The organism is Streptomyces spororaveus, assembly GCF_016755875.1.
In the GTDB taxonomy this organism is placed as follows: domain Bacteria; phylum Actinomycetota; class Actinomycetes; order Streptomycetales; family Streptomycetaceae; genus Streptomyces; species Streptomyces spororaveus.
This window is the reverse complement of record NZ_BNED01000005.1, coordinates 7,824,438-7,846,902: the sequence shown is the minus strand read 5'-3', so window position 1 is coordinate 7,846,902 and position 22,465 is coordinate 7,824,438. Positions and strand designations below refer to the sequence as shown.

The window sequence follows — 22,465 nt, the reverse complement described above, 5'->3', positions numbered from 1 at the left end:
CGCCGGGAACCGGGCCTTGGCCGACGCGGTGCTGTTCCTGGACTGGCACGGCAACGGACGCGGCCACCAGCAACACGACTACACCGCTTCCCCGAACGTCTGAGGTCCCCCCGGCCCCGACCCCGGGGGCCTTGACCTGGTCAGCATCGGTGTCCGCCGTATCGCCGCGGCCGGTTCGCGCGGGGAGAGCCTGGTGCCGGGCCGGCCACGGGCCGGGGCGTCTGAGCGCTACACCCAGGTGTAGTTCGCGTCGGTGACGGCGTCCAGGGCTGCGTTGGTGACGGCGGCATGCGGGTCGGTGAGGGCGGCGAGGGCGGGGCCGATGGGCGGGAAGATGGGCAGCTCGGCGGTCTTGCGGTAGTCGATCCACTCGATGACGCCGACCTCGTGGCTGCCGTCGGGGAGCTCGTCCAGCTCCTCTTCGGCGAGGGTCGCGCGGATGTCGGGGCTGATGTGGAAGCGGTAGATCAGGTGGAGCTTGCGCGGCGGCGGGGTCGGTCCCGGGCGGGTCACGCGCTGGTCGACGACCCACATCAGGTCCCCGCCCTCGGCCGCCGCCGTGTCCAGGCCGAGTTCTTCGGCGAGCTCGCGGGCGAGGGCGAGGGTCAGGTCTTCGCCGTGCTCGACGTTGCCGCCGGGCGGGGTGTAGTGGGTGGAGTCGGCGCGGTCGCGGCGGATGAGAGCGACCTCGTCGCCGCAGAACACCAGCGCCCCGGTCCGGATCTTGATCCGGGAGAACGGGGCGGGTGTGGCAGGGGTGTTCGTCATGACCGCCAGTATTCCAGCGGGCCTGCAACGACTGCTACGACCACCGCGACCACTTCTGCCGGGCAGCCCGGGGAACAGGTCGTGGACGGGGTGGTCGATGGCCCAGCGGGTGACGGCGGTGTCGTGGCAGGTGGTGGCCATGACGTGGAAGACATCCGGCCGCCGAGCTCGGACCGCCGGCCTTTGGAGAAGCCGTAGGCGGCGTCGGCGGTCACCCACCGGAACGGGATCCGGTCCTTCTTCAGAAACCCCGTGTCATCCACGATCAGCACCGCTTCCGGGTCGCCGAGATGCTCGACGACGTCGTCACGCACGTCGTCCAGGACCTGATCCGCGTCCCAGTCGATCCGGTACCCGCAGCCGGTGGATCCGGTCCGGATCCGCATGCCCGGCCTCCTCCGCCAGCGTCCAGCCGTTCTTCCGCTCCAGCGGAGCCATCAGCCCCCGCATGTAGGCAAGAGCCGACTCCCGCGGCCGCCACGGTACACACCGTCGCGGTACTAGGGGGTGTCTTGTCGATCAGGGTGGATCAGGGAGCGGTGGTCGGTGCCATGGGGTCTCCCCAGGCCCGCCAGGGCCGAGGGGAAGGATCGCAAGGCGGACGAGGGAGGCGACGCGGAGCGTCGCCGACCGAGGACAACGCGGCGAGGCGCGGTGCCGACCACCGCGAGCCCGGCCTGATCGGCAAAACACCCCCTAGGCCGAGAGCTCTCGTACGGCGACCGTGCGGAAGTCGTGGGGCGGGCGGCCGGTGAGGCGGCGGACGGTGTCCGTGGTGCGGTCCTCGGCTCCTTCGGCGATGGACCGGTCCATCCCGGCCAGCATCGTGGCGAACGCCGGCGGGATGGCCGTGGCCAGGCGGTCGCGCATGGCCTCGAAGGTGAGGTGGTGGTGGACGACCTGACGGCCGGTTACCTCGGTGAGGAGTGCGGCGATGTCGTCGTGGCTCAGGGACTCCGGGCCGGTCAGGACCAGGTCGGTGCCGGGCGCGCGGTCGTCGGTGAGGGCGCGGGCCGCGACGGCGGCGATGTCGTCGGCGTCGACGAATCCGACCCGGCCCGTCCCGGCCGCGGTCAGGATGACGCCGTCGGCACGGATGCTGTCGGCGTGGGCGTGCGTGCCGGTGAAGTTCTGCATGAACCAGGAGGGGCGCAGTACCGCCCATTCGTCGAACAGGCCGGGCAGGGCCCGGTGCACCTGTCCGACCGCCGGGCCGCCCTCGGGGATCGCCGAGGAGCTCAGCAGTACGGCGCGGCGTACGCCGGCGGCGCGGGCCCGGTCGAGGAAGGGCAGCATGACCGCGGCCGGGTCGGGGTCGCCGACGGGCGGGACGAGGTAGACGCGGTCGGCCCCGGCGACGGCGTCGCCGAAGCTGGTGGGGTCGTACCAGTCGAAACGGACGGGCTCGGTGCCCGGGAGCGGCGTGGCCCGGCGGCTGCCGGCCCTGACGCGCCGACCGGCGGCGACGAGGTGCGCCGTGGTGCGGCTGCCGGTGGTGCCGGTGGCGCCGATGACCAGGGTGGTGCCGGTCGGCGTGGTGCCGGTCGGGGTGGTGGCGGTGGCGGTCATCGGGCGCTGCTCCTCGTGGGGTTGGGGTCCGTCGTGAAGGCCGCCCCGGGTTCGTGGACGGCAAGGGGGTTCCAGTAGTCGCGGTAGGAGGTGAACTGCCCGTCCTGGACGGTCACGACGGCGATGTACGTCATGTCGAAGGGGGCACCGGTGGCGACCAGACGGCCCACTCCGCGCATCTCGACCACGATGGTTTCCGGGTCGGTGGTCTCGTGGATCCGCAGGCCGGGGAAGTCGTGCAGGTCGATGTGGTCGGGATAGTCCCGCATGTAGGCGGCGACGGCGTCGCGCCCCTCCAGCCGCGCGGGCCACCCCGGAGGGGCGAAGGGGAACTCCATGGCGCCGTGCTCGGCCCACAGGCCGACCCAGGAGGCGATGTCCTTGTCCAGGAGCAGGCGGAGGCTGTGGCGGTACAGGTCCGGGGGTGAGGTGGTTGCGGGCACGACGGTTCTCCGTCCACTACGATACGGACCGACGGTCCGTTTCTCTCCCCCGAAAGATACGGACCGGCGGTCCGTATCGCAACCGGAGGGAACCCGATGACCGTCGAACGCAAGCCGCGCAAGGACGCGGTCCGCAACCGGGCGGCCGTCTTCGCCGCCGCCGACACCCTCTTCGCCCACTGCGGGAGCCCCGCGGAAGTCACCATGGCCGACATCGCGGCAGCCGCCGGTGTCGGCAAGGCGACGCTCTTCCGCGCCTTCGGTGACCGCGACGGACTGATCCGCGCGCTCTACGAGGCCCGGCTCGAACCGATCCGGGAAGCGGTCGAGCAGGGCCCTGAGCCGCTGGGGCCGGCCACCCCGGCACCCCGTCGCGTACCGGCCCTGCTCGACGCCCTCCTGTGCTTCAAGCTCGACAACCGCCACCTCGCCCTGGCACTGGAGGGAAGCGGCGCGGACAGCCCCTACCGGACGGAGCACTACGAGCAGTGGCACACGCTGCTCCGGGACCTGCTGCGGCTCATCCCCGGACCCGCCGACACCGACTTCTGCGCCCACGCCCTGCTCGCGGCCACCCGGGCGGACCTGGTCGCGTACCTGGCCGGCGAGCAGGGCGTGCCCCGCGAGGAGCTCCGGGCTCAGCTGGCGGGCTTCACCGGCTCGGTCCTCGACGCCCGTACGGGGCGAGGGCCGGCCGCCGGGTACTGACCACCCGCCCCGTGCCGGCGCCCCGCTCGGCGAGGGCGACGCGTACCCCGTCGCGCCGGGGTCAGGCCCCCGCCCAGCGGTCCGTGATCAGCGCGGCCTGCTCGCGCAGCGCCTCGATCAGTTCCTGGGCTGCGGTGGCCGAGGTGGACCGCAGTACGGCGACGCTGATCTCGCGGGCGAGCGCGGGTGTGGCCAGGGGCCGGACGGCCAGGTCGGGGCGGTGCGGCCCCAGGGCGAGCCGCGGGACGAGGGCCACGCCCGTGCCCGCGGCCACGAGGCCCTGGACCACCGCGTAGTCGTCGGTGCGCATCACGTGCAGGGGTTCGTACCCCTCCTGGCCGCACGCCCATGCCAGCACGCGGTCGCAGGGGTCGTGCGGGTCTGCGGCGCCCACCCATGCGGTGTCCCGCAGATCACCGAGGGACACCCTGTCCCGCGCTGCGCAGGGGTGGTCCTCCGGCATGACCAGGAGCAGCGGATCGGACAGCAGCGGGTGGATCTCGAAGTCCTCGTCGAGGTCGAGGCTGTCGCCTGGCTGTGAGAAGACGAGGGCGGCGTCGAGCTCCTTGGCACGCAACCCGCGCAGCAGCAGGGGAAGCTCGCCTTCCGTGAGCGAGATGTGGACCCCCTGCTGGTGGAGGCGCTTGACCGCAGGGGCCAGCAGCAGGGCGCCCGCCGTGGGGAACGTGCCGATGTGCAGGGTGCGCGCACCGCGCTCGGCGAGGTTGCGCACCTCCAGCTCGGCGTGGCGCAGGCGGTCGAGTACGGCCTCGGCGTGCGGCAGCAGGGCTTCGCCGAGCTCGGTCAGGGTGGCGCCGCGCGGTCCGCGCTGGACGAGCCGGGCGTTGAAGTGGGCTTCCAGGGAGGCCAGATGGTGGGTGATCGTGGGCTGGCTGTAGTGCAGTGCGCGGCCGGCCGCGGCGAGCGAGCCCTCCTGCGCGATGGAGCGGAGCACCTGGAGATGCCTGACGTCGAGCATATAGACATCGTATGGAGGGGTAACGAAAAGTCCACCATTCCTCAATGACCGGACGGCTGTCACGCTCCACGGGTGAACAACAGAACCACCGATCACCGCACCCCCTCCCCCACCCCCTCCCGCCGGAACGGCGGCCAGCTGTGCGCCCCGTACGCCGAGGCCGTGCTCGGCCATGCGGGACGGGACTGGCTGCGACTGAACGTCCCCGGCCATGCCGCCGTCCCCGGATCGGATCTCGCCGGCTTCTTCGGCCCGCGGATCACGGCCCTGGACTTCCCGCCGCTGCTCGACGGCATCGACCTCGGCCCGGACACCCCGCTGGACAGGGCGCTGGCGCTGGCGGCCGAGGCCTGGGGCGCGCGGCGCACCTGGTTCCTGACGAACGGCGCTTCGCAGGGCAATCAGATCGCCTCGATGGTCGCCCCCGCCCTGGGACGCACGCTCGTCGTGCAGCGCAGCGTGCACTCCAGCGTGATCGACGGGCTGGTGCTGTCCGGCCTGGACGCCGTCTTCGTCCAGCCGTCCGTCGACCCGGAGCAGGGCATCGCCCACGGTGTGACCGCGGCGGACGTGGCGGAGGCGCTCGAACGGACACCGGACGCGGCCGCCGTGTACATCGTGTCCCCGAGCTACTTCGGCGCGGTGGCCGACGTGCGCGCCATCGCGGACGCCGCCCACGCCGCGGGGGTACCGCTGATCGTCGACGAGGCGTGGGGGTCGCACTTCGGCTTCCACCCAGGCCTTCCCGCGAACGCCCTCGCCTCGGGCGCGGACCTGGCGACTTCGAGTACGCACAAACTGGCGGGCAGCCTGACGCAGTCGGCGATGCTCCACCTGGCGGAGGGCCCCTTCGCGGGCCTGCTCGAACCGCTCGTGGACCGGGCGTTCCGGCTCGTGCAGTCCACCAGCGCGAGTGCGCTGCTGACGGCGTCGCTCGATCTCGCCCGGAGGAGTCTGGTCACCGCGGCCGCCGCGACGGGCAGCTCGGTCGGGGCCGCGGACCGGGTACGGGCCGCCGTCCGCGCGCTGGGCCGCTTCACTGTGGTGAGCGACGGGTTCCACGCCTTCACCGACATCGTCGGAGCCGACCCGCTGCGCATCGCGATCGACACCCGGGCCGGCGGGATCACGGGCCACGAGGCCAGGCGGAGACTCTTCCGGGACCACCAGATCATGGTCGAGGTGGCGACCGACGCGGCGATCGTCGCCGTGATCGGGGCGGGGACCGTCCCGGACACCGACCGGTTCGTCGAGGCGCTGCACACCCTGCCTTCCCCGCTCACCACCGGCCCGGCCCACACCCACGCGCACGGCGTGCTGCGGCTGCCGGCTCCCGGTGCCACGAAGCTCACCGCCCGCGAGGCGTTCCTGAGCCCGGCGGTGGTCGTGGCCGCGGAGGAGGCCGTCGGGCGGATCTCCGCGGACACCCTGGCGGCGTACCCGCCGGGCATCCCCAACGTCCTGCCGGGCGAAGTCGTCACCGCCGAGGCCGTGGAGTTCCTCCAGCGGACAGCGGCCGCGCCGAACGGCCATGTCCGCGGCGCGCTCGACCCGGGCGTGACACGCCTGCGCGTCGTCGCCTGAGCCGCCGGGCACGTCGCGCCGTCCCGCCCGCCGGCACCCCCGGCGCTTCCCGTCACACCGCCCCGAGAGAGAGCACAGCCATGGCCGCACGCATACCGACCCGGCGGACGATCGCCGCCGTCCTCGCCGCCACCACCGCCGCCCTGCTGCTGGGCGCGTGCGGGGACCAGACCGAAGCGGGCCGGAGCGCCGCCGCCGGCGGAGGCGGTGGAACCGGTGGCGGGAAGAGCGACGCACCGCTGTTCGCCAGGCTGCCCGCGGACATCCGGCGGGCCGGTGTCATCAAGGTCGGCACGGACGCCACGTACGCGCCGATGGAGTTCACCGAGAACGGGAAGATCGTCGGTGTCGACCCGGACGTCGCCGCGGCGCTCGGCCGGCAGCTCGGCGTGAGGTTCGTCTTCACCAGCGGCACCTTCGACAGCCTCATCACGTCCCTCAACTCCGGACGGCAGGACGTCGTGATGTCGTCGATGAGCGACACGACGGCCCGCCAGCAGGGTCTGGACGACAAGGGAGCCAAGACCGGTAACGGTGTCGATTTCGTCGACTACTTCGTCGCGGGCTCCGTCGTGTACGTCCAGAAGGGCAACCCCCACCGGCTCAAGTCGATCGCCGATCTGTGCGGCAGGAAGACCGCCGTGCAGCGGGGCACCACCTTCGAGGAGGTGGCCAGGACCCGGTCGAAGGAGTGCGAGGCCGCCGGGAAGCCGGCCGTCTCGATCGAGTCCTTCCCGACCGATGCCGAGGCGCAGACCCGCGTCAAGGCGGGCGGCGCCGTCGCCGGGGTCAACGACTACCCGGTGGCGGCCTACCTGGCTCTCAAGGCCGACGGCGGAAACGCCTTCGAGATCGTCGGCAACCAGATCGAGGCCGGCCCCTTCGGAATCGCTGTGGCCAAGGACCGGCCGGAACTGCGCGACGCGCTGAAGGCCGCGCTCGCGGCGATCATCGAGGACGGTTCGTACAAGAAGGCACTCGACAAGTGGGGTGCGGGAACGGGGGCGGTCGCCTCGGCGAACGTCAACACGGGTTCCTGACCCGCACGCGCCGAAGAGGGGGTACGGACCGCTGTCCGTACCCCCTCCCGGGCTCCCAGTCGCTAGCCCAGCAGCCGGCGCTTCTGCTCGGCGAACTCCGTCTCGGTCAGCACGCCCTGTTCCTTGAGGGTGCTGAGCTGCTTCAGCTGTTCGATCTTGGTGGTCATGTCGTCGGCCGGTGCCTCGGCGGGCGGAGGCGGGGGCGGGGGTGCCGCCGCCTGCTGCTGGGCTTCCTGCTGTGCCTGCTGCTGGGCGTCCTGCTGCGCCCATCGGCCGCCCTGGCGGCGGGACACGCGGTTGGACACGGCCGTGGCGGTGCCCGCGATGACGGCGGTGCGGGCGACCCCGCGAAGAAGTCCGGGCATGCTGCTCATCTCCAGGTGTGTGACTACGGTCCGGCGGGCGGTTCCTCCAGGGCGTCCAGCGACGCCAGCAGGGCCTGAACCGGAATCCGTCCGGCGGCCACGAGCTGCGCTCCGCCGCGTCGCAGGGCACGGGCGAAAGGCGCCGCCCAGGTGTTCTCGTACACGATGACCCCGGCCGAGCTGCCGGGTTCCAGGGCGGCGGCGGCCTCCTGGATGTCGCCGCCGTCGAGCAGGCCGGACGATGCCCCCTCGAACACGGTGAGGTCGACCTCGCCGCCACCGAGGTCCTGGAGCTCCAGCGCGGTGACCGTGCCGTCCTCCTCCTTGCGGATGAAGGCGAAGTCGAAGATGCGGATGATGCCCCGGTCGACGAGGTCGACGAGGATCGGGAACCCCTCGCCCGTCATCCGGTTGCCGGGGAACTCGACCACGATGTAGTCGACCGGGCCGAGTTCGTCGATGTCGCCGAAATCGGCTCGCGGCTCGGTCTCGCTGCTCATGGCAGCTCCTGTCGCAGAGGGGGGAAGGTCTTTTCATTCCAGCACGCCGCCCGCGCCCCCGCATGTCTGGCCGGTCCCGCCGGACGGTCAACCGGTCAGCTCGTAGATGCTCTGCGCGGTCAGCCACAGGCCCAGCAGCAGGCAGACGAACACGATGGCCTCGTCCTTGTGCCCCTCCATCCACGTGCGCATCCGCAGCAGCCGGGTCTGGGCGGCCTCCGGTGCGAACACCATGTACAGCTCGGCGGCCAGCAGGCCGGAGCTGGCCAGCAGGCAGAAGCCGAGCAGGGCGATGAACGTGGTCGCGTGCGAGGTGTCGGCCTCGATCACGGTCGTCGCGCCCGCCGCGACCATGCCCCAGGGCTGGATCAGCACGGCCAGGCCCGCGGCGGCCCACACCGAGCCGACGTCCACGTGGGAGGGCTTCGGGGTGGCGTCCCGGGCGGCCTTCACTTTCCGGCGGCGGTAACGGCGTACCCCGTAGACCACCAGTCCCACCCCGATGGCCAGCTTGAGCGCGAGAGCCGCCACGCCGGGCGGGGACCGGGGCGCCGGGGGTTGGCCGCCGGTCAGCGCCAGCACGATCGCGATCACCGCGACGAGGTTGGCCAGCCAGGCCAGGAGGAAGGCCAGCCCCTTCCACACGCCTCTGGGCGACGACACCACGAGGATGAACGCCATCATGGGCAGCGGGTAGAGGGCGATCGCCAACGCGATCAGCATGAGGTCGAGGACCATGGCGCCCCAATCGTGCGACGACATACGACACTACGCACCGGACCGGGCTCCGACACCTTTTGCCCACCGAGATGCCGCCCTGGTCCGCGTCCACCAACCTGGACGCAGACGAAGGAGGCCGCCATGACGACGACCCGGCATCCGCGGTCCGTGCCGCGCCCCGCTGCGGGCCGCTGATGTGGCAGGAGCGCAAGGAACGGTGGCGCACGCGCTCCCGGGAGCTGGCCGCGGCCGCCAAACGGACGCAGGAGCGGGCCGAGACCCGGTTCCCCGTGATCACCCATGTCACGGAGCGCATGATCGGCGTGAACATCTTCGACTCCGCCACCCGCCTGGCCGCCCAGTGCTTCCTGACCGCCGTGCCCCTGCTCTTCGTCGTCGCCTCGTTCGCGCCGGAGGGGGTACGCGACCAGCTGGTCTCCTCCGTACGCACGATGTTCGGGCTCACCGGTCAGGCGAGCGATCAGCTGGGCGACGTGCTCGACGGCTCCGGCGAGGAGGACATCCGCAACGCCGTGGGAGCGGTCGGCGCCGTGATCGTGCTGCTGTCGGCGACCGCGGTGAGCCGTGCCATGCAGCGGCTGTGCAAGCGTGCCTGGCAGATCCCGCGGGGTGGGACGCGGATCGCGATCTGGCGCTGGTTCGCGTGGATCGGTGCCTGGATGGTCCTGCTGATCTTCCAGGGGCCGGTCCGCGACGGATTCGGACTCGGCCTGTGGCTCGGTATCCCCCTCACGCTCCTCCTGCAGACGGCGGCCTGGTGGTGGAGCCAGCACCTCCTGCTGGGCGGAGTGATCCGGTGGCCCCCGCTGCTGCCCGGCGCCCTCATCACGGCCGCCGCGGTGACCGCGCTGTCGCTGGGCGCGCGGGTCTACATGCCGATCGCCCTCAACCGGTCGCTCGACACGTACGGGTCCACCGGCTCGGTGTTCGTCATCCTGTCGTGGCTGATCGTGCTGTGCGTGGCGGTCGCCGTCGGCATCACCCTGGGCGCGGCCCTCGCGCAGGAGCCGTACCTGGCCCGGCGGCTGGGCAGTCCGGCGCCGGGTGGGATGCGGCTGGAGGATGACTGAGGGACGGCGGCGGCGCCGTGGGGCAGCGGTGTGGGGTGAGTGCCATGCTGGGAGGCGGGGGTCCTGGTGGCCGGGAGGTCGACGACGATGACGATGCGCGACACGACAGTGACCGCGGCCACGACGGCGACGGGCGGTGGTCCCCGGCTCTCCGCGGAGGACCGGGCCGTGAACGGCCGGACCGCCCGGGCCGCCTCCCCGAGATCCGCCCACGGGGACTTCGAGCCGTCGGCCGACCGGCTGGATCCGATGGATGTCATCGAGCGGCAGTCCGCCACCCGGTTGCAGGAGCTGGTGCCGATCCGCTACGGCCGGATGTCGGAGTCGCCGTTCCGTTTCTACCGGGGCGCCGCCGCGATCATGGCGGGCGATCTGGCCGGGACACCCGACTCCGGTATCCGGGTCCAGTTGTGCGGCGATGCGCACATGCTGAACTTCCGGCTGCTCGGCTCACCGGAGCGGAACCTGCTGTTCGACATCAACGACTTCGACGAGACGCTGCCCGGACCGTGGGAGTGGGACGTCAAGCGGCTCGCGACCAGCCTGGTCATCGCCGGGCGGGAGAACGGCTTCTCCGAGAGCGAGCGCGCGTCGATCGTGACATCGGCGGTGGCCGGCTACCGCGAGCAGATGCGTACGTTCGCCCGGATGAACAACCTCGACGTCTGGTACGCGAGGGTGGACGAGTCGCACCTCCAGGCGGTGGCGGAGGGCGCCCTCCACACCCGGGGCCGCAAGAACCTGACCGAGGCGCTGAGCAAGGCGCGCGGGCGCGACAGCCTGCAGGCGTTCGAGAAGCTCACCGAGGTGGTCGACGGTCGCCGCCGCTTCGCCGCCGTGCCGCAGCTGATCACACCGGCTTCCGAACTGCTGCCGGATCAGGAGGGCGCGGCGATCGAGGACCAGATCCGGGACCTCGTCGCACGGTACGGGGACAGTCTCCAGACGGACCGCAGGCACCTGCTGGAGCAGTACTCCATCGTCGACATGGCCCGCAAGGTGGTGGGCGTCGGCAGTGTCGGCACGCGGTGCTGGATCGTACTGCTGCTGGGCCGCGACGGCGAGGACCCGCTGATCCTGCAGGCCAAGGAGGCCGGTGAATCGGTGCTGGCCCCGTACGTGGGCGCCAGCGGGTACGCCACCGGCGGCGAGCGGGTCGTGGCCGGTCAGCGGCTGATGCAGGCCGCGAGCGACATCTTCCTGGGCTGGCAGCAGACGCACGGGCTCGACGGCGTCGACCGGGACTTCTACGTGCGCCAGCTGCGCGACTGGAAGGGCATCGCGGAACCCGCCCGGATGGTGCCGCGCGGTATGCGGGTGTTCGCCGGCCTGTGCGGGGTCACCCTGGCGCGGGCGCACGCCCGGTCCGGCGACCGGATCGCCATCGCGGCGTACCTGGGCGGCGGCGACGTCTTCGACCGGGCGCTCGTGCGGTTCGCGGAGAGCTACGCCGACCTGAACGAGCGCGACCACCAGCGTCTGGTGGACGCCATCGCGTCCGGCCGGTTGACCGCCGTCGCGGCCTGAGCCGGCCCGGACCGGGCCGGGGCGATCCGGGCCCGGTCCGGGCCGGCGCTTCGGCCAGTCGGCTGACACCGCTGACACGGAGGGCGAGGCGCCCGGCCGCCTCCCGCGGCCATGGCACGCTGCGCCCATGACGGCAGCGAAGGCGGGACCGGCCAGGGCGGCGGGGAACGCGGGTAACACGAAGCTCATCCTGCTGACACTCGCGGCCGGGCAGTTCCTGATGGCACTGGACAGCTCGGTCATGAACGTCTCGATCGCCACGGTCGCGGAGGACATCGGCACCACGGTGAGCGGAATGCAGGGCGCCATCACCGCCTACACGCTGGTGATGGCGATGCTCATGATCAGCGGTGGCAAGGTCGGCGCGCTCATCGGCCGCAAACGGGCGTTCATGATCGGCTGTGTCATCTACGGGCTGGGGTCCCTCACGACCTCGCTCGCCCCGAACCTGACGGTCCTGCTGCTGGGCTGGTCGTTCCTGGAGGGCGTGGGGGCGGCGCTGATCCTGCCCGCGATCGTGGCGCTCGTCGCCTCCAACTTCGGCAAGGAGCAACGGCCCGCCGCCTACGGCCTGGTCGCGGCGGCAGCAGCCGTGGCGATCGCGGTCGGACCGCTCATCGGCGGCGCCGCGACCACCTTCTTCTCCTGGCGCTGGGTGTTCGCCGGGGAGGTCGTGATGGTCCTCGTCATCCTGCTGCTGGCCCGCCCGATCACCGACGCGCCCCCGGAACACCGGCCGCGGATCGACGTACTCGGCGCGATCCTGTCCGCCGCGGGCATCGGGCTGTTCGTCTTCGGCATCCTGCGGACCAGCGAATGGGGCTGGTTCCGGCCCAAGGCCGGGGGCCCCTCGTGGTTCGGCGTCTCGCCCGTCGTCTGGCTGGTGATGGCCGGGCTGATGCTGGTCTGGCTGTTCTTCCGCTGGGAGGCACGCCTGGTGGCGCGGGGTACCGAACCGCTCGTCGACCCGGACTTGCTGAAGAACCGGCAGCTCTCCGGCGGACTGACGATGTTCCTCTTCCAGTACCTCGTGCAGATGGGCGTGTTCTTCGTCGTCCCGCTCTACCTGTCGGTCGCGCTCGGCCTGTCCGCCCTCCACACGGGCGCGCTGATCCTGCCGCTCTCCATCACGCTGCTCGCCGCCGCGATCGGGGTCCCCAGGTTCAGCCCGAACGCCTCCCCCCGGCGCGTCGTGCGCTGGGGCATCCTGGCGATGTTCGCCGGAGCCGCCATCCTGATGGGCGCCCTCACCCCGGATTCCGGCGCGGAGGTCGTCACCGTCCCCATGCTGCTCATCGGGCTGGGGATCGGACTGCTCGCCTCCCAGCTGGGGGCCGTCACCGTGTCGGCCGTACCGGACGAGCAGAGCGCCGAGGTCGGCGGCATCCAGAACACCGTCACCAACCTCGGCGCCTCGATCGGCACCGCCCTCGCCGGGTCGATCATGATCGCCGTGCTGACGAGTTCGTTCCTCACCACCGTCGACCAGAACCCGGCGATCCCGGCCGACGTCAAGACCCACGCGCACACCGCCCTCGCCGGGAGCGCCCCGTTCCTCTCGGACGAGCAGCTCACCACGGCCCTCGAAGAGGCGGGCACGGACCCGGTGGTGGCTCAGGCCGCACTCGACGCGAACGAGAAGGCACGGATCGAAGGGCTGCGGGCCGCACTCGCCCTCCTCGCCCTGGCGGCGCTGCTCGCCCTCTTCTTCACCCAGCGCATCCCGGCGGCCCAGCCGTCCGCGGCGCGCGGTCCGGCCGGTGCCGCCCCGTCATGACGGGTGCGGGCTCGCGGTCGGGGGCGTCTCGTCCGCGGGGACGGCGGTGTCCTCGGCGAGGAAGTCCACGACGGCGAGCGCGAAGAGCAGGGCGAGGGCGAGGCCCACGACCACCCAGCCGGTGGGGTAGGACCACAGGACGTAGACGATGACGGCGATCGCGACCAGGCCCCAGGTGAACCAGGCGCGGTGGCGCCGGATGAACGGGCCGACCGGACCGGTGCGCAGGCCCAGCCGGTCCGCCGTGGCGCGGGTGGCGACGATGCCGGAGTGCCAGATCTGGCGGGCGGCCGTGGCGTACTTGCCCGGGCCGGAGAGCCAGGCGGCGAGGGCGATCACGATGCCGAGGACCACGACCATGCGGATCGTCGTGCGCAGCAGGCGGATCATCGCGTCGTAGACGGAGCCGGCGGCGGCCTGGTTGACGGTGTCCGGGAGCGCGTTGAGGTAGACCGTACGGAAGACGGTCAGCCCGAGACCGAGGACCGCGACGGCGAACGCGACCGCGAGGGCCGCGGTGACCAGGACGCGGCGCCGGTGGGCGGAGAGCAGGACGCCCGCGGCGACGAGCAGCACGGCGATGATGGGCAGCCACAGCCCGAGGATCTCGAGGAGCCGGAAGCCCGTCTTGACCCGTCCGATGTCGTTGGACTGGACGACGGTGAAGTCGGTGTGGATCTCCGGGATCTTGGCCGCGACGCCCATACCGGCGTCCACGAGCCGTGTTTTCACCTGTTCGATCACCGGCGCGAGGTCGATGGTCACCGCGTCGTTCTTGATCTCCACCGCGCCGTCGCCGCTGCCGGTCAGGGCTTTGACGAGTGAGGTGTGGATCGTGCGGTTGGCGTTGGTCCAGATCGTCTCGAACTGGTCCGAGGCGATGACGTCCTGCGCCTTCTCCTTGACGAAGCTGCTGACCGCGCCCTCCAGCGAACCGCCGAGCTTGCCCAGGGCCTTCTGGAGCAGCGGCCGCTGGTCGGGGGCCACGTCCTCCAGGAGGGTGGCGAGGTCGAGGTGTTCCATGAGGGCGGCGGTGACGCGGTTCGCGGCGGCCGCCTGGACATCCGGGTCGGAGGCCAGCGGGGCGACGGTGGAGACGTAGCGGTCGGTGTCCCCGACGATGCTGGAGGTCCAGGACGCGACGATGCCCAGCGGGGCCAGCACGCAGCCGATGATGATCAGGACGGCGGACAGCAGCGACTTCATCCGGTGCTTCGGCGGAGTCCGTTGCGCGGCTTCCGATTCCAGGGTGGCGACCCTGGCTCGGAGTGCCGCGAGTTCGCCCGCGCTTTCGTCACCCTGCATGGCTGACCTCCTACGGGGTCGGGAGCCGTGGATCCCGGAGGATCGGTGGATGACGCTGAACCTGCGCCGGAGCAGGCGGCTCCCCTTGCCCCACAGCCTGCCCGGGCGCGCCGGGTGCGGCATCCGCAGTTCGGCCGTACGAATGAACGCGGTGGATGCGCGGGGTTCGCCGGGGTCGCCGGCTTCACAGGACGGTGAGGAGAGGCCGGGGTGTGCGCGCTGCGCGCTGCCACTCGGCGGGGAGGACGTCCGTACGGAGCGGACGATCAAGGGAAGGGAGGAGTACCCACTCCTTTCCACTCTCAAGTTATAACGCACAGGGGGGCTTGCGGCAAGGCCCCTCTCGTACCGCAGAATCGCTCCTCGAAGCCAGGACCTGCGGAAACGGGAGATCCCCATAGTGCGTGTGCTGTTGTCGGTTGACGGGTCGTTCGATGAGTTCGCGGGTGCCACCGCAGATCGGAGCTGCTGACATGGACTCCCTCACCACCAGTGCGTTCGACCTGCCCGCCCGCCTCTCCCCCAAGGCCGACCCGGCGCTGATCGGCGGCGACGAGAGGCACTTCGCGGCCGTCGCGCAGAGCCTGGAGCGGACGATCGCCGAGCTGTCCGACCGCCTGGAGGCTCTGCGCCGGGCGCCCGGCGGCCTGGGCCGGGAGGCGATGGACCGGGACGTGGAGATCCACCGGCTGACGGGCCGTCTGCGGGCGCTGCGGCGCTTCGGGTTGGACCTGTGCCTCGGGCGCATGGTCGGCGAGGACGACCCGGAGCCCGTGTACATCGGGCGGCTCGGCCTCACCGACGGCGCGGGCACCCGGCTGCTGATCGACTGGCGCTCGCCCGCCGCCGAGCCGTTCTTCGCCGCGACCCACGCCACCCCGATGGGTCTGGCGAGCCGCCGCAGGTACCGCTGGACCCGCGGGCGGATCGGTGACTACTGGGACGAGGTGTTCACCACCGCCGGGTTCGAGGGGCATGCGGCGCTCGACGACCAGTCGGCCTTCATCGCCGGACTGGGCGGAAGCCGGTCGCCGCGGATGCGCGACGTGCTCGCCACCATCCAGTCCGACCAGGACGCCATCATCCGCGCGGGTTCCCGCGGCGCCCTCGTCGTCGACGGCGGTCCGGGCACGGGCAAGACCGTGGTGGCCCTGCACCGCACCGCGCACCTCCTCTACTCCGACCCCCGCCTGGGGCACCGTCGGGGCGGGGTGCTGTTCGTCGGTCCGCACCAGCCCTACCTGGCCTACGTCGCCGACGTCCTGCCCAGCCTCGGTGAGGAGGGCGTGCAGACCTGCACCGTGCGGGACCTCGTCGCCGAGGGGGCCGCGGCCACGGCCGAGGCCGACCCGGAGGTGGCGCTCCTGAAGTCGTCCGCGGACATGGTGAAGGCGATCGAGAAGGCCGTCGGCATCTACGAGGAACCGCCCACCGAGGGGATGACGGTCACCACCCCCTGGTCCGACGTCTGGCTGAGCCCGGACGACTGGGCCGAGGCGTTCGAGGCCGCCGCCGGCACCCCGCACAACGAGGCCCGCGAGCAGATCTGGGAGGAGCTGCTGACGATCCTGCTGGACAAGTTCGACGACGAGGACCTCTCGCCCGACGTGTTCCGCAGAGCGCTGCGGTACGACGAGGAGCTGGCCGGGACGCTCGACCGCGCGTGGCCGACGATCGACGCGGCCGACCTCGTCGGAGACCTCTGGTCGGTACCGTCCTACCTGCGGATGTGCGCTCCCTGGCTCGGCCGCGAGGACGTGGCGAAGCTGCAGCGCCCGGACGCCCGGGCCTGGACGGTGTCCGACCTGCCGCTCCTGGACGCGGCGCGGCAGCGGCTCGGCGACCCTGAGTCGGCACGGCGGCTGCGGCGGCGGGCCGCCTCGGTGGCCGCCGAACGTGAACGCATGGCCGGAGTCATCGACGACCTGCTCGCGGCCGACGACGACGGTGAGGGCGCGGTGACGATGCTGCGCGGCCAGGACCTGCAGGACAGCCTGGTCGACGAGGGCGCGCTGCCCGGCACGGACCCGGACCTGCTCGCCGGACCGTTCGCGCACATCGTCGTGGACGAGGCGCAGGAACTGAGCGACGCGGAGTGGCAGATGCTGCTGCTGCGCTGCCCGTCCCGGAGCTTCACCATCGTCGGGGACCGGGCCCAGGCCCGGCAGGGGTTCACGGAGTCGTGGCGGGAGCGGTTGGAGCGGATCGGGTTCGACCGGATCGACGTGGCGTCCCTGAGCATCAACTACCGGACGCCCGAAGAGGTCATGGCGGTGGCGGAGCCGGCCGTCCGGGAAGCGCTCCCGGACGCCAATGTGCCGACCTCCGTCCGCAGCAGCGGCATCCCCGTCGTGCACGGGTCCGTCACGGACCTGGACTCCGTCCTCGACGGCTGGCTGGACGCGCACGCCGACGGGGTCGCCTGCGTCATCAGCGCCGACGGCACCGGGGCCGGGGCCGCCCGGGAGACCTCCCGGGTCCGGTCGCTGACCCCCGGGCTGTCGAAGGGTCTGGAGTTCGACCTCGTCGTGCTCGTCGACCCGCAGGCGTTCGGTACGGGGGTCGAGGGAGCGGTCGACCGCTACGTCGCCATGACCCGGGCGACGCAGCGACTCGTCGTCCTCACGTCCTGACCCGGCCCCGGCCCCGGCCGCGGCCCCGGTCCGGGCAACGGTCCCGGTCGCGCAGCCGCGGACCGCCGGGACGGCCAGGATCAGGAGGACCGCGGTGCCGTACGCGGTCGCGCCGAGCGCCGACCGGTGGCCGAAGACCGGTGCGAGGAGGTACACGGCGGCGCCCGCGAGGGCGATGCCGAGCCATTCCCAGCGTCCGTCCAGGGCCACGAGGGCGATCAGGAGCAGGGCATACCAGGAGTAGCCGGGGGTGAGGAGCACGAAGGCCCAGCCGGTGACCAGGAGGGCGCCGCTCCACGGGCGCCGGGGCGTGGCCAACGCGTCGGTGCTGCCGTTGGACTATCCGCGGAACTGGCTGCTGGCGATGGCCGCGGTCGCCGTGCTCACGGCCGGGTACCTGGGAGCGCGCGCGTGGGCGCGGCGGCGGCACGCGGCCCGGCAGCGCTGAGGCGGGGTGGCGAAGGGGGAGTCGGTGCCGGCGCGGGTACCGGCTCCCCCTTCGCGCTGTCCTGTCAGCGCCGCAGGCCCACGAAGGCGCGGCCCGCGGCCTGCCAGGCGGTGGACCGGGTCCAGCCGGCGTCCGCGGCCTCGGCGCACAGGGCGCGGGCGCCGAGCCGGGCCCACCAGAAGGGCGCCCCGTGGCCGCCGCGGCCGTCGACGACGTGCACCTCGACGCGTTCGTCCACGTCGGCGGTGGCCACTTCGACCAGCAAAGTGCCGTCGGGTGAGGCGAGTCGAGCGGCGCGGTGGAGCAGCGCGGCCGGGTCGCCGCCGATGCCGATGTTGCCGTCGATGAGCAGGACGGTCCCCCAGCGGCCCTCGCCGGGCAGCGGATCGAAGACCGACCGGCACAGCGCGGTGCCGCCCGCCCGCGTCGTACGGGCCACTGCCTCGGGGGTGACGTCCACACCCAGCGCCCGGTGGCCGCGTGCGGCCAGGGTGGCGACGAGGCGCCCGGGGCCGCAGCCGATGTCCAGGACGGCCCCCGTGCAGCGGGCGAGGACGCCCTCGTCCGCCTCGTCCGGTTCGGCGCACCACCGCTCCACGTCCAGCGGCAGCAGCCAGCCGTCCGAGCGCCGCAGGTAGAGCGGGCCCCGGCCGGCGCGCAGCGCGTCGGCGTAGGGGTCGGCCCGCCAGGCGAGGGCGGGTTCGGCGAGCTGGGCGGTCATCGTGTCACCGTGCGGAGGTCGGAGTGCAGGGCGGCGAAGCGGGTACCGGGGACGGCGGCGGCGACCCGCGCCGCGTCGGCCGGGGTGTCCACGTCGCACAGTTCGGGGAGGTCCCGTACCGCCCGCCCGGAGGCGGTCAGCCGGCCGCGCTGCGCCTCGCCCGTGGTCGGCAGGGACATGGGCACGCCCAGGAGCAGGGCCGGGTCGGGTTCCGCCAGGCCGAGCGCCCAGAACCCGCCGTCGTCGGCGGGGCCGAACCAGGCGTCCGTCTCGCCGAAGTCCAGGCCGCGCGCGAGGAGGTCCGGGGTGACCTGCGGGGTGTCCATGCCGATGAGCAGGGCCGGTCCGCCGGCCTGGGCGAAGGCCGCGGCCAGCCGGGTGTCGAGCCCGCCCGCGCACTGCGGGACGACCTCGATACCGCGGGGCAGCCAGGGACCTGTCGCCCCGTCGAGTACGAGTACGCGCCGCCGGGCGGGGGTGGCGAGTACGGCGGCCAAGGTGTCCTGGAGCGCCGCGCGGGCCAGCCCGGCGGCCTGCTCGGGGGTGAAGTGGGGGGTGAGGCGGGTCTTGACCCGGCCCGCGACGGGAGCCTTGGCGATGACCAGGAGGGTGCTCACGCGGACACCCCCTCGGGGGGCGCGGGCCGGACGCCCGGCGGCTCGGCGAGCACCTTGCGCATGTCCCGTACCGCCTGCCAGGTGCCCCGCCAGGTGCCGGTGACCTTGGACTTCCCGGAGCGGGGCAGGTACGGGACGTCGGTCTCGGCGACCCGCCAGCCGGCGTCGCAGGCCCGTACGACCATCTGGAGCGGGTAGCCGCTGCGCCGGTCGGTCAGTTCCAGCCCGAGCAGCGCCTCGCGGCGCGCGACCCGCATCGGTCCAAGGTCGTGCAGCCGCAGTCCGGTACGGCGGCGCAGCATCCGCGCCAGCGCCAGGTTCCCGGCACGGGCGTGCACGGGCCAGGCGCCGCGCCCCTGGGGCCGGCGGCGGCCGAGCAGCAGGTCGGCCTCGCCGGAGGCGACCCGGACCGCCATGGGGGCGAGCAGCCCGGGGTCCATGGAGGCGTCGCAGTCGCAGAAGCAGACCAGGTCGGCGCGGGCCGCGAGGAGCCCTGCGTGGCAGGCGGCGCCGAAACCGCGCCGGTTCTCGTGCACGACGGTGGCACCGAGGCTCCGGGCGAGCTCCGCCGAACCGTCGGTCGAGCCGTTGTCGACCACGATGGCGCGCCACCCGGCCGGTACGCGGGACAGTACCCAGGGAAGCGCCTGCGCCTCGTCGAGGCACGGCAGTACGAGGTCCGCGCGGGGCGGAGCACTAGCTGATGAAGTCACCCTCCACACCGTAGGAATCGGAACCGGGGAACCGGGGCCCGCAGACCTTACGAAACGCGGACGCCGTCGCACGGGAGGGGGTCCGCGCCACACATGGGCCCCGGCGGGTGACAGCCTGGGGGCATGGCAGAGAGCAAGGCGGAGAGTACGGACGAGCGGCCCGGCGCGGCGGCGGACCCGCAGGTGGGCGCCCAGGGCGGCGTTCTGGGCGGCGTTCTGGTGGTGGACGACGACCCGGTCGTCTCGGAGGTCGTGGCCGGGTACCTGGAGCGGGCCGGTTTCGCGGTGCGCCTGGCGGCGGACGGCCCGGCCGGCCTGCGCTCCGCCGAGGAGCACCGCCCGGACCTGATGGTCCTCGACCTGATGCTCCCCGGGATGGACGGCCTGGAGGTCTGCCGCAGGCTGCGCGCCGGGGAGCACCGCGGCCGGCCCGTCCCGGTCATCATGCTCACCGCACGCGGTGACGAGGACGACCGGATCCTGGGCCTGGAGGTGGGCGCGGACGACTACGTGACCAAGCCCTTCAGTCCGCGGGAGCTCGTGCTGCGGGTGCGTTCGGTCCTGCGGCGGGCGCAGGCCGGCGCCCCGGAGGGCGGTCCCGAGGGTGGTCCGGAGGGCGCGCCGCGTCTCGCGGTGGCGGGGCTGGTCCTGGATCCGGCGGCTCGCCGGGTCCACAAGGAGGGCCGCGAACTCGCGCTCACCCTGCGGGAGTTCGATCTCCTCGCCTTCTTCCTGCGCCACCCCGGCCAGGTCTGCGACCGGGAACGGCTGATGCGCGAGGTCTGGGGCTGGGACTTCGGCGACCTCTCGACGGTCACCGTGCACGTCCGGCGCCTCCGCGGCAAGATCGAGGACGATCCGGGGAACCCGCAGCTGATCCGGACCGTCTGGGGCGCCGGCTACCGCTTCGAGGCGGCCCCGGACACCGGGGCCAGGCAGGCCCTCCGGACAGAGGACGGCGATGCGTGACCTTCTGCTGATCGCCCTGTACGCGCTCCTCGGCGCGGGCGCCGCCGGGCTGCTCGGGGCCGCGGCCCTGCGCCTGCTGCGCCGGCGCAGCGTCGCCGTCTCCCTCGCGATCGTCGCCGCGGTCGCCGTGTCCGCGATGCTCGCCGGGACGCTGACGGTGGCCTGGGCGATGTTCCTGTCCTCCCACGACCTGGCCGTCGTGACCATGGTCGTCGCCACGGCGGCGGCCGTCTCCATGGCCACCGCGCTGCTGCTGGGCCGCCAGGTCGTCCGGCGCTGCCGGGAACTCGCCGCCGCGGCCCGGGCTTTCGGGGAACAGGGCAGCTTCGCCGCGCCGGTGATACCCGCCCCCGCCGAACTCACGGCGCTGAGCCGCGAGTTGGCTCTCACCAGCGAACGGCTGGCCGCCTCCCGTGAGCGCGAGCGGGCCCTGGAGGCCTCGCGGCGCGAGCTCGTGGCCTGGATCTCGCACGATCTGCGGACCCCGCTGGCCGGGCTGCGCGCCATGTCGGAGGCGCTGGAGGACGGCATGGCGGCCGATCCCGCCCGCTACCACCGGCAGATCCGCACTGAGGTCGACCGCCTCAACTCCATGGTCGGCGACCTCTTCGAACTCTCCCGCATCCACGCGGGCGCGCTGTCCCTCACCCTGACCCGGATGTCCCTCCACGATCTGGTGGGCGACGCCCTGGCCGGCACCGACGCGCTGGCCCGCGAGCACGGGGTACGGCTGGTCGGCGAGGGGGTCGCCTCGCTGCCCGTGGAGGTGGACGGCAAGGAGATGACGCGGGTGCTGTCCAACCTCCTGGTCAACGCCATCCGCCACACCCCGGCCGACGGTACGGTCGCGATCGCCGCCGAACGCCGTGCGGAGTCCGTGGTGCTCTCGGTCACCGACGCCTGCGGAGGCATCCCCGAAGAGGACCTCCCGCGCGTCTTCGACACGGGCTGGCGCGGCACCCCCGCCCGTACCCCTCCGTCGGGAGCGGGTCTGGGCCTCGCGATCGTCCGGGGCATCGTCGAGGCCCACGCGGGCCACGCCGACGTCCGCAACGTCTCCGGCGGCTGCCGCTTCGAACTGACCCTGCCCGCGGCCATGGGCACCCCCTAGGGGTGTCTCAGGTCTGCAGACCTGCACGTCCTCAGGTCGAGGTCGGCAGGACATCCAGGGGGACGGCCGGCCGCCGCCAGCAGCTGGCGCAGGGCCGGTCCGGGCGGCCCCGGCTGCACCGCCAGGTACGTGGTGAGGGACGGGCGGGTCAGCGGCCGGATGCGGCCGGTGCGGCTGCCGGTGGCCGAGCGGCGGACACCACCGGGGACGGGGCGGGCGACGGACCGTCAGCCCACCTTCCAGACGACCTCGGCCGCGCTGCCGGTCTCGTGGCTCGGGGAGCGGTTGTCACGGTCGCCCTGGAAGCCGACGAAGAGGGGCTGCACGTTCTCCGGCACCAGGTAGATCTCGCAGGTGGTGACGGACTTTCCGGCGGCCAGCGGCAGTTCGGACTCCGCGACCTCCTGGCAGGGCTCGAACTTGGCTCCCCAGGCAGGGGCGAAGAAGTAGGCACGCTGCTGGTCGGTGCCGTGCAGGAGCAGCTTGAAGTTGAAGCTGCCGGTGTCCGGTGCACCGCCCTTGTGCGCGTAGGTGGTGGTGACGTAGTAGGGCGTCTTGCCCTCCAGCAGTCCCACGCCGAGCTTCTCGACCGCGGCCTTGTCGCCCTTGACGACCGAGACCGGGGTGACGCTCAGCTGGGTCTTCGCGTTGTCCGGGAAGTGGGTCTCGGACACGTCGGCCGACGTCTTCAGGGCGAGGGGCTCGGTGAAGGTCCCCTTCTGCGTGGCGGCGGGGCCGGCGTCGTCCTCCGGCCCGCAGGCCGTGAGCGCCAGGGCCGTCACGGCCATCGGCACGGCAGCGCGGAGCAGACGGTTGGTCAGCATGGTGTGAATCCCCCGAGGTTCTCTGATCACGATGGCCCGCGGCGGCTCAGCGC

At 72.9% G+C, this 22,465-nt stretch carries 22 protein-coding genes and 1 pseudogene; 10 read left to right on the top strand and 13 right to left on the bottom strand.

The window, feature by feature from the left end:
• Window positions 1–228: 228 nt before the first annotated feature.
• The 4 genes and pseudogenes from Sspor_RS37850 to Sspor_RS37835 form a co-directional block, all read right to left on the bottom strand.
• On the bottom strand, window positions 229–768 hold the full coding sequence (locus Sspor_RS37850) for an NUDIX domain-containing protein (protein WP_202203151.1): 540 nt from the start codon (window positions 766–768) through the stop codon (window positions 229–231).
• 37 nt (window positions 769–805) lie between these two features.
• Window positions 806–1,242: pseudogene (locus Sspor_RS41630) on the bottom strand (transposase); the annotation flags it as partial.
• A 222-nt stretch (window positions 1,243–1,464) separates the two neighbouring features.
• Window positions 1,465–2,337, bottom strand: a complete 873-nt coding sequence (locus tag Sspor_RS37840; protein ID WP_202203150.1) for an NmrA family NAD(P)-binding protein — start codon at window positions 2,335–2,337, stop codon at window positions 1,465–1,467.
• Window positions 2,334–2,780: a nuclear transport factor 2 family protein gene (locus tag Sspor_RS37835; protein WP_202203149.1), complete on the bottom strand. Its 447-nt coding sequence runs from the start codon at window positions 2,778–2,780 to the stop codon at window positions 2,334–2,336. The genes Sspor_RS37840 and Sspor_RS37835 overlap by 4 nt, the downstream gene beginning before the upstream one ends.
• Before the next feature lie 96 nt (window positions 2,781–2,876).
• On the opposite strand from Sspor_RS37835, the gene Sspor_RS37830 reads away from it, so the two are divergent.
• Window positions 2,877–3,488, top strand: coding sequence for a TetR/AcrR family transcriptional regulator (locus Sspor_RS37830; RefSeq protein WP_202203148.1), 612 nt, complete (start codon window positions 2,877–2,879; stop codon window positions 3,486–3,488).
• A 61-nt stretch (window positions 3,489–3,549) separates the two neighbouring features.
• On the opposite strand, the gene Sspor_RS37825 is transcribed toward Sspor_RS37830, so the two are convergent.
• Window positions 3,550–4,467 (bottom strand): LysR family transcriptional regulator, encoded by a 918-nt coding sequence (locus Sspor_RS37825; protein ID WP_202203147.1) that lies wholly within the window; start codon window positions 4,465–4,467, stop codon window positions 3,550–3,552.
• 72 nt (window positions 4,468–4,539) lie between these two features.
• Between Sspor_RS37825 and Sspor_RS37820 the strand changes: the two genes are divergently transcribed.
• Both Sspor_RS37820 and Sspor_RS37815 read left to right on the top strand, forming a co-directional pair.
• Window positions 4,540–6,051 (top strand): aminotransferase class I/II-fold pyridoxal phosphate-dependent enzyme, encoded by a 1,512-nt coding sequence (locus Sspor_RS37820; RefSeq protein WP_237404205.1) that lies wholly within the window; start codon window positions 4,540–4,542, stop codon window positions 6,049–6,051.
• Between the two features lie 80 nt (window positions 6,052–6,131).
• Window positions 6,132–7,091: an ABC transporter substrate-binding protein gene (locus tag Sspor_RS37815; RefSeq protein WP_202203146.1), complete on the top strand. Its 960-nt coding sequence runs from the start codon at window positions 6,132–6,134 to the stop codon at window positions 7,089–7,091.
• A gap of 62 nt (window positions 7,092–7,153) precedes the next feature.
• On the opposite strand, the gene Sspor_RS37810 is transcribed toward Sspor_RS37815, so the two are convergent.
• From Sspor_RS37810 to Sspor_RS37800, 3 genes are all read right to left on the bottom strand, one after another.
• Window positions 7,154–7,456: an SHOCT domain-containing protein gene (locus Sspor_RS37810; protein ID WP_202203145.1), complete on the bottom strand. Its 303-nt coding sequence runs from the start codon at window positions 7,454–7,456 to the stop codon at window positions 7,154–7,156.
• Window positions 7,457–7,479: 23 nt separating this feature from the next.
• The gene (locus Sspor_RS37805; RefSeq protein WP_202203144.1) at window positions 7,480–7,956 is read right to left on the bottom strand and encodes a DUF6325 family protein; all 477 of its coding nucleotides are present in this window, start codon (window positions 7,954–7,956) and stop codon (window positions 7,480–7,482) included.
• A gap of 87 nt (window positions 7,957–8,043) precedes the next feature.
• Window positions 8,044–8,694, bottom strand: coding sequence for a GAP family protein (locus Sspor_RS37800; protein ID WP_202204098.1), 651 nt, complete (start codon window positions 8,692–8,694; stop codon window positions 8,044–8,046).
• Window positions 8,695–8,765: 71 nt separating this feature from the next.
• On the opposite strand from Sspor_RS37800, the gene Sspor_RS37795 reads away from it, so the two are divergent.
• The 3 genes from Sspor_RS37795 (at window position 8,766) to Sspor_RS37785 (ending at window position 13,071) form a co-directional block, all read left to right on the top strand.
• The gene (locus Sspor_RS37795; RefSeq protein WP_202203143.1) at window positions 8,766–9,767 is read left to right on the top strand and encodes a YhjD/YihY/BrkB family envelope integrity protein; all 1,002 of its coding nucleotides are present in this window, start codon (window positions 8,766–8,768) and stop codon (window positions 9,765–9,767) included.
• An 87-nt stretch (window positions 9,768–9,854) separates the two neighbouring features.
• Window positions 9,855–11,294 (top strand): DUF2252 domain-containing protein, encoded by a 1,440-nt coding sequence (locus Sspor_RS37790; protein ID WP_373318885.1) that lies wholly within the window; start codon window positions 9,855–9,857, stop codon window positions 11,292–11,294.
• A 127-nt stretch (window positions 11,295–11,421) separates the two neighbouring features.
• The gene (locus Sspor_RS37785; RefSeq protein ID WP_202203141.1) at window positions 11,422–13,071 is read left to right on the top strand and encodes an MFS transporter; all 1,650 of its coding nucleotides are present in this window, start codon (window positions 11,422–11,424) and stop codon (window positions 13,069–13,071) included.
• On the opposite strand, the gene Sspor_RS37780 is transcribed toward Sspor_RS37785, so the two are convergent.
• Window positions 13,066–14,376: a hypothetical protein gene (locus Sspor_RS37780; protein ID WP_202203140.1), complete on the bottom strand. Its 1,311-nt coding sequence runs from the start codon at window positions 14,374–14,376 to the stop codon at window positions 13,066–13,068. The genes Sspor_RS37785 and Sspor_RS37780 overlap by 6 nt on opposite strands.
• Before the next feature lie 473 nt (window positions 14,377–14,849).
• Between Sspor_RS37780 and helR the strand changes: the two genes are divergently transcribed.
• The gene (helR, locus tag Sspor_RS37775; RefSeq protein WP_202203139.1) at window positions 14,850–17,009 is read left to right on the top strand and encodes an RNA polymerase recycling motor ATPase HelR; all 2,160 of its coding nucleotides are present in this window, start codon (window positions 14,850–14,852) and stop codon (window positions 17,007–17,009) included.
• 250 nt (window positions 17,010–17,259) lie between these two features.
• Complete coding sequence (locus tag Sspor_RS37770; protein WP_202203138.1) at window positions 17,260–17,457, top strand: hypothetical protein; 198 nt, start codon at window positions 17,260–17,262, stop codon at window positions 17,455–17,457.
• A gap of 64 nt (window positions 17,458–17,521) precedes the next feature.
• Here the strand turns inward: Sspor_RS37770 and Sspor_RS37765 are convergent, their stop codons facing one another.
• From Sspor_RS37765 to Sspor_RS37755, 3 genes are read right to left on the bottom strand one after another with little or no spacing between them, the layout of a single operon-like run.
• A complete protein-coding gene (locus Sspor_RS37765; RefSeq protein WP_202203137.1) occupies window positions 17,522–18,178 on the bottom strand; it encodes a class I SAM-dependent methyltransferase in 657 nt (218 codons plus the stop codon).
• Complete coding sequence (locus Sspor_RS37760) at window positions 18,175–18,795, bottom strand: TIGR04282 family arsenosugar biosynthesis glycosyltransferase (RefSeq protein WP_202203136.1); 621 nt, start codon at window positions 18,793–18,795, stop codon at window positions 18,175–18,177. The genes Sspor_RS37765 and Sspor_RS37760 overlap by 4 nt, the downstream gene beginning before the upstream one ends.
• Window positions 18,792–19,508 (bottom strand): glycosyltransferase family 2 protein, encoded by a 717-nt coding sequence (locus Sspor_RS37755; protein ID WP_202203135.1) that lies wholly within the window; start codon window positions 19,506–19,508, stop codon window positions 18,792–18,794. Before Sspor_RS37755 ends, Sspor_RS37760 begins: the two co-directional genes overlap by 4 nt.
• 123 nt (window positions 19,509–19,631) lie before the next feature.
• On the opposite strand from Sspor_RS37755, the gene Sspor_RS37750 reads away from it, so the two are divergent.
• Both Sspor_RS37750 and Sspor_RS37745 read left to right on the top strand, forming a co-directional pair.
• Window positions 19,632–20,477, top strand: a complete 846-nt coding sequence (locus Sspor_RS37750) for a response regulator transcription factor (RefSeq protein ID WP_202203134.1) — start codon at window positions 19,632–19,634, stop codon at window positions 20,475–20,477.
• On the top strand, window positions 20,470–21,588 hold the full coding sequence (locus tag Sspor_RS37745; protein WP_202203133.1) for a sensor histidine kinase: 1,119 nt from the start codon (window positions 20,470–20,472) through the stop codon (window positions 21,586–21,588). The genes Sspor_RS37750 and Sspor_RS37745 overlap by 8 nt, the downstream gene beginning before the upstream one ends.
• Window positions 21,589–21,815: 227 nt before the next feature.
• Here the strand turns inward: Sspor_RS37745 and Sspor_RS37740 are convergent, their stop codons facing one another.
• Window positions 21,816–22,412, bottom strand: a complete 597-nt coding sequence (locus Sspor_RS37740; protein ID WP_202203132.1) for a hypothetical protein — start codon at window positions 22,410–22,412, stop codon at window positions 21,816–21,818.
• Window positions 22,413–22,465: the final 53 nt, after the last annotated feature.

What these genes read in the sequence shown, in the direction of transcription:
- Sspor_RS37810 (WP_202203145.1), bottom strand. Translation starts at nt 7,456, where the DNA reads ATGCCCGGACTTCTTCGCGGGGTCGCCCGCACCGCCGTCATCGCGGGC.
- Sspor_RS37765 (WP_202203137.1), bottom strand. Translation starts at nt 18,178, where the DNA reads ATGACCGCCCAGCTCGCCGAACCCGCCCTCGCCTGGCGGGCCGACCCC.
- Sspor_RS37815 (WP_202203146.1), top strand. Translation starts at nt 6,132, where the DNA reads ATGGCCGCACGCATACCGACCCGGCGGACGATCGCCGCCGTCCTCGCC.
- Sspor_RS37830 (WP_202203148.1), top strand. Translation starts at nt 2,877, where the DNA reads ATGACCGTCGAACGCAAGCCGCGCAAGGACGCGGTCCGCAACCGGGCG.
- Sspor_RS37840 (WP_202203150.1), bottom strand. Translation starts at nt 2,337, where the DNA reads ATGACCGCCACCGCCACCACCCCGACCGGCACCACGCCGACCGGCACC.
- Sspor_RS37740 (WP_202203132.1), bottom strand. Translation starts at nt 22,412, where the DNA reads ATGCTGACCAACCGTCTGCTCCGCGCTGCCGTGCCGATGGCCGTGACG.
- helR (WP_202203139.1), top strand. Translation starts at nt 14,850, where the DNA reads ATGGACTCCCTCACCACCAGTGCGTTCGACCTGCCCGCCCGCCTCTCC.
- Sspor_RS37790 (WP_373318885.1), top strand. Translation starts at nt 9,855, where the DNA reads ATGACGATGCGCGACACGACAGTGACCGCGGCCACGACGGCGACGGGC.
- Sspor_RS37780 (WP_202203140.1), bottom strand. Translation starts at nt 14,376, where the DNA reads ATGCAGGGTGACGAAAGCGCGGGCGAACTCGCGGCACTCCGAGCCAGG.
- Sspor_RS37850 (WP_202203151.1), bottom strand. Translation starts at nt 768, where the DNA reads ATGACGAACACCCCTGCCACACCCGCCCCGTTCTCCCGGATCAAGATC.
- Sspor_RS37805 (WP_202203144.1), bottom strand. Translation starts at nt 7,956, where the DNA reads ATGAGCAGCGAGACCGAGCCGCGAGCCGATTTCGGCGACATCGACGAA.
- Sspor_RS37795 (WP_202203143.1), top strand. Translation starts at nt 8,766, where the DNA reads ATGCCGCCCTGGTCCGCGTCCACCAACCTGGACGCAGACGAAGGAGGC.
- Sspor_RS37785 (WP_202203141.1), top strand. Translation starts at nt 11,422, where the DNA reads ATGACGGCAGCGAAGGCGGGACCGGCCAGGGCGGCGGGGAACGCGGGT.
- Sspor_RS37825 (WP_202203147.1), bottom strand. Translation starts at nt 4,467, where the DNA reads ATGCTCGACGTCAGGCATCTCCAGGTGCTCCGCTCCATCGCGCAGGAG.
- Sspor_RS37745 (WP_202203133.1), top strand. Translation starts at nt 20,470, where the DNA reads ATGCGTGACCTTCTGCTGATCGCCCTGTACGCGCTCCTCGGCGCGGGC.
- Sspor_RS37800 (WP_202204098.1), bottom strand. Translation starts at nt 8,694, where the DNA reads ATGGTCCTCGACCTCATGCTGATCGCGTTGGCGATCGCCCTCTACCCG.
- Sspor_RS37750 (WP_202203134.1), top strand. Translation starts at nt 19,632, where the DNA reads ATGGCAGAGAGCAAGGCGGAGAGTACGGACGAGCGGCCCGGCGCGGCG.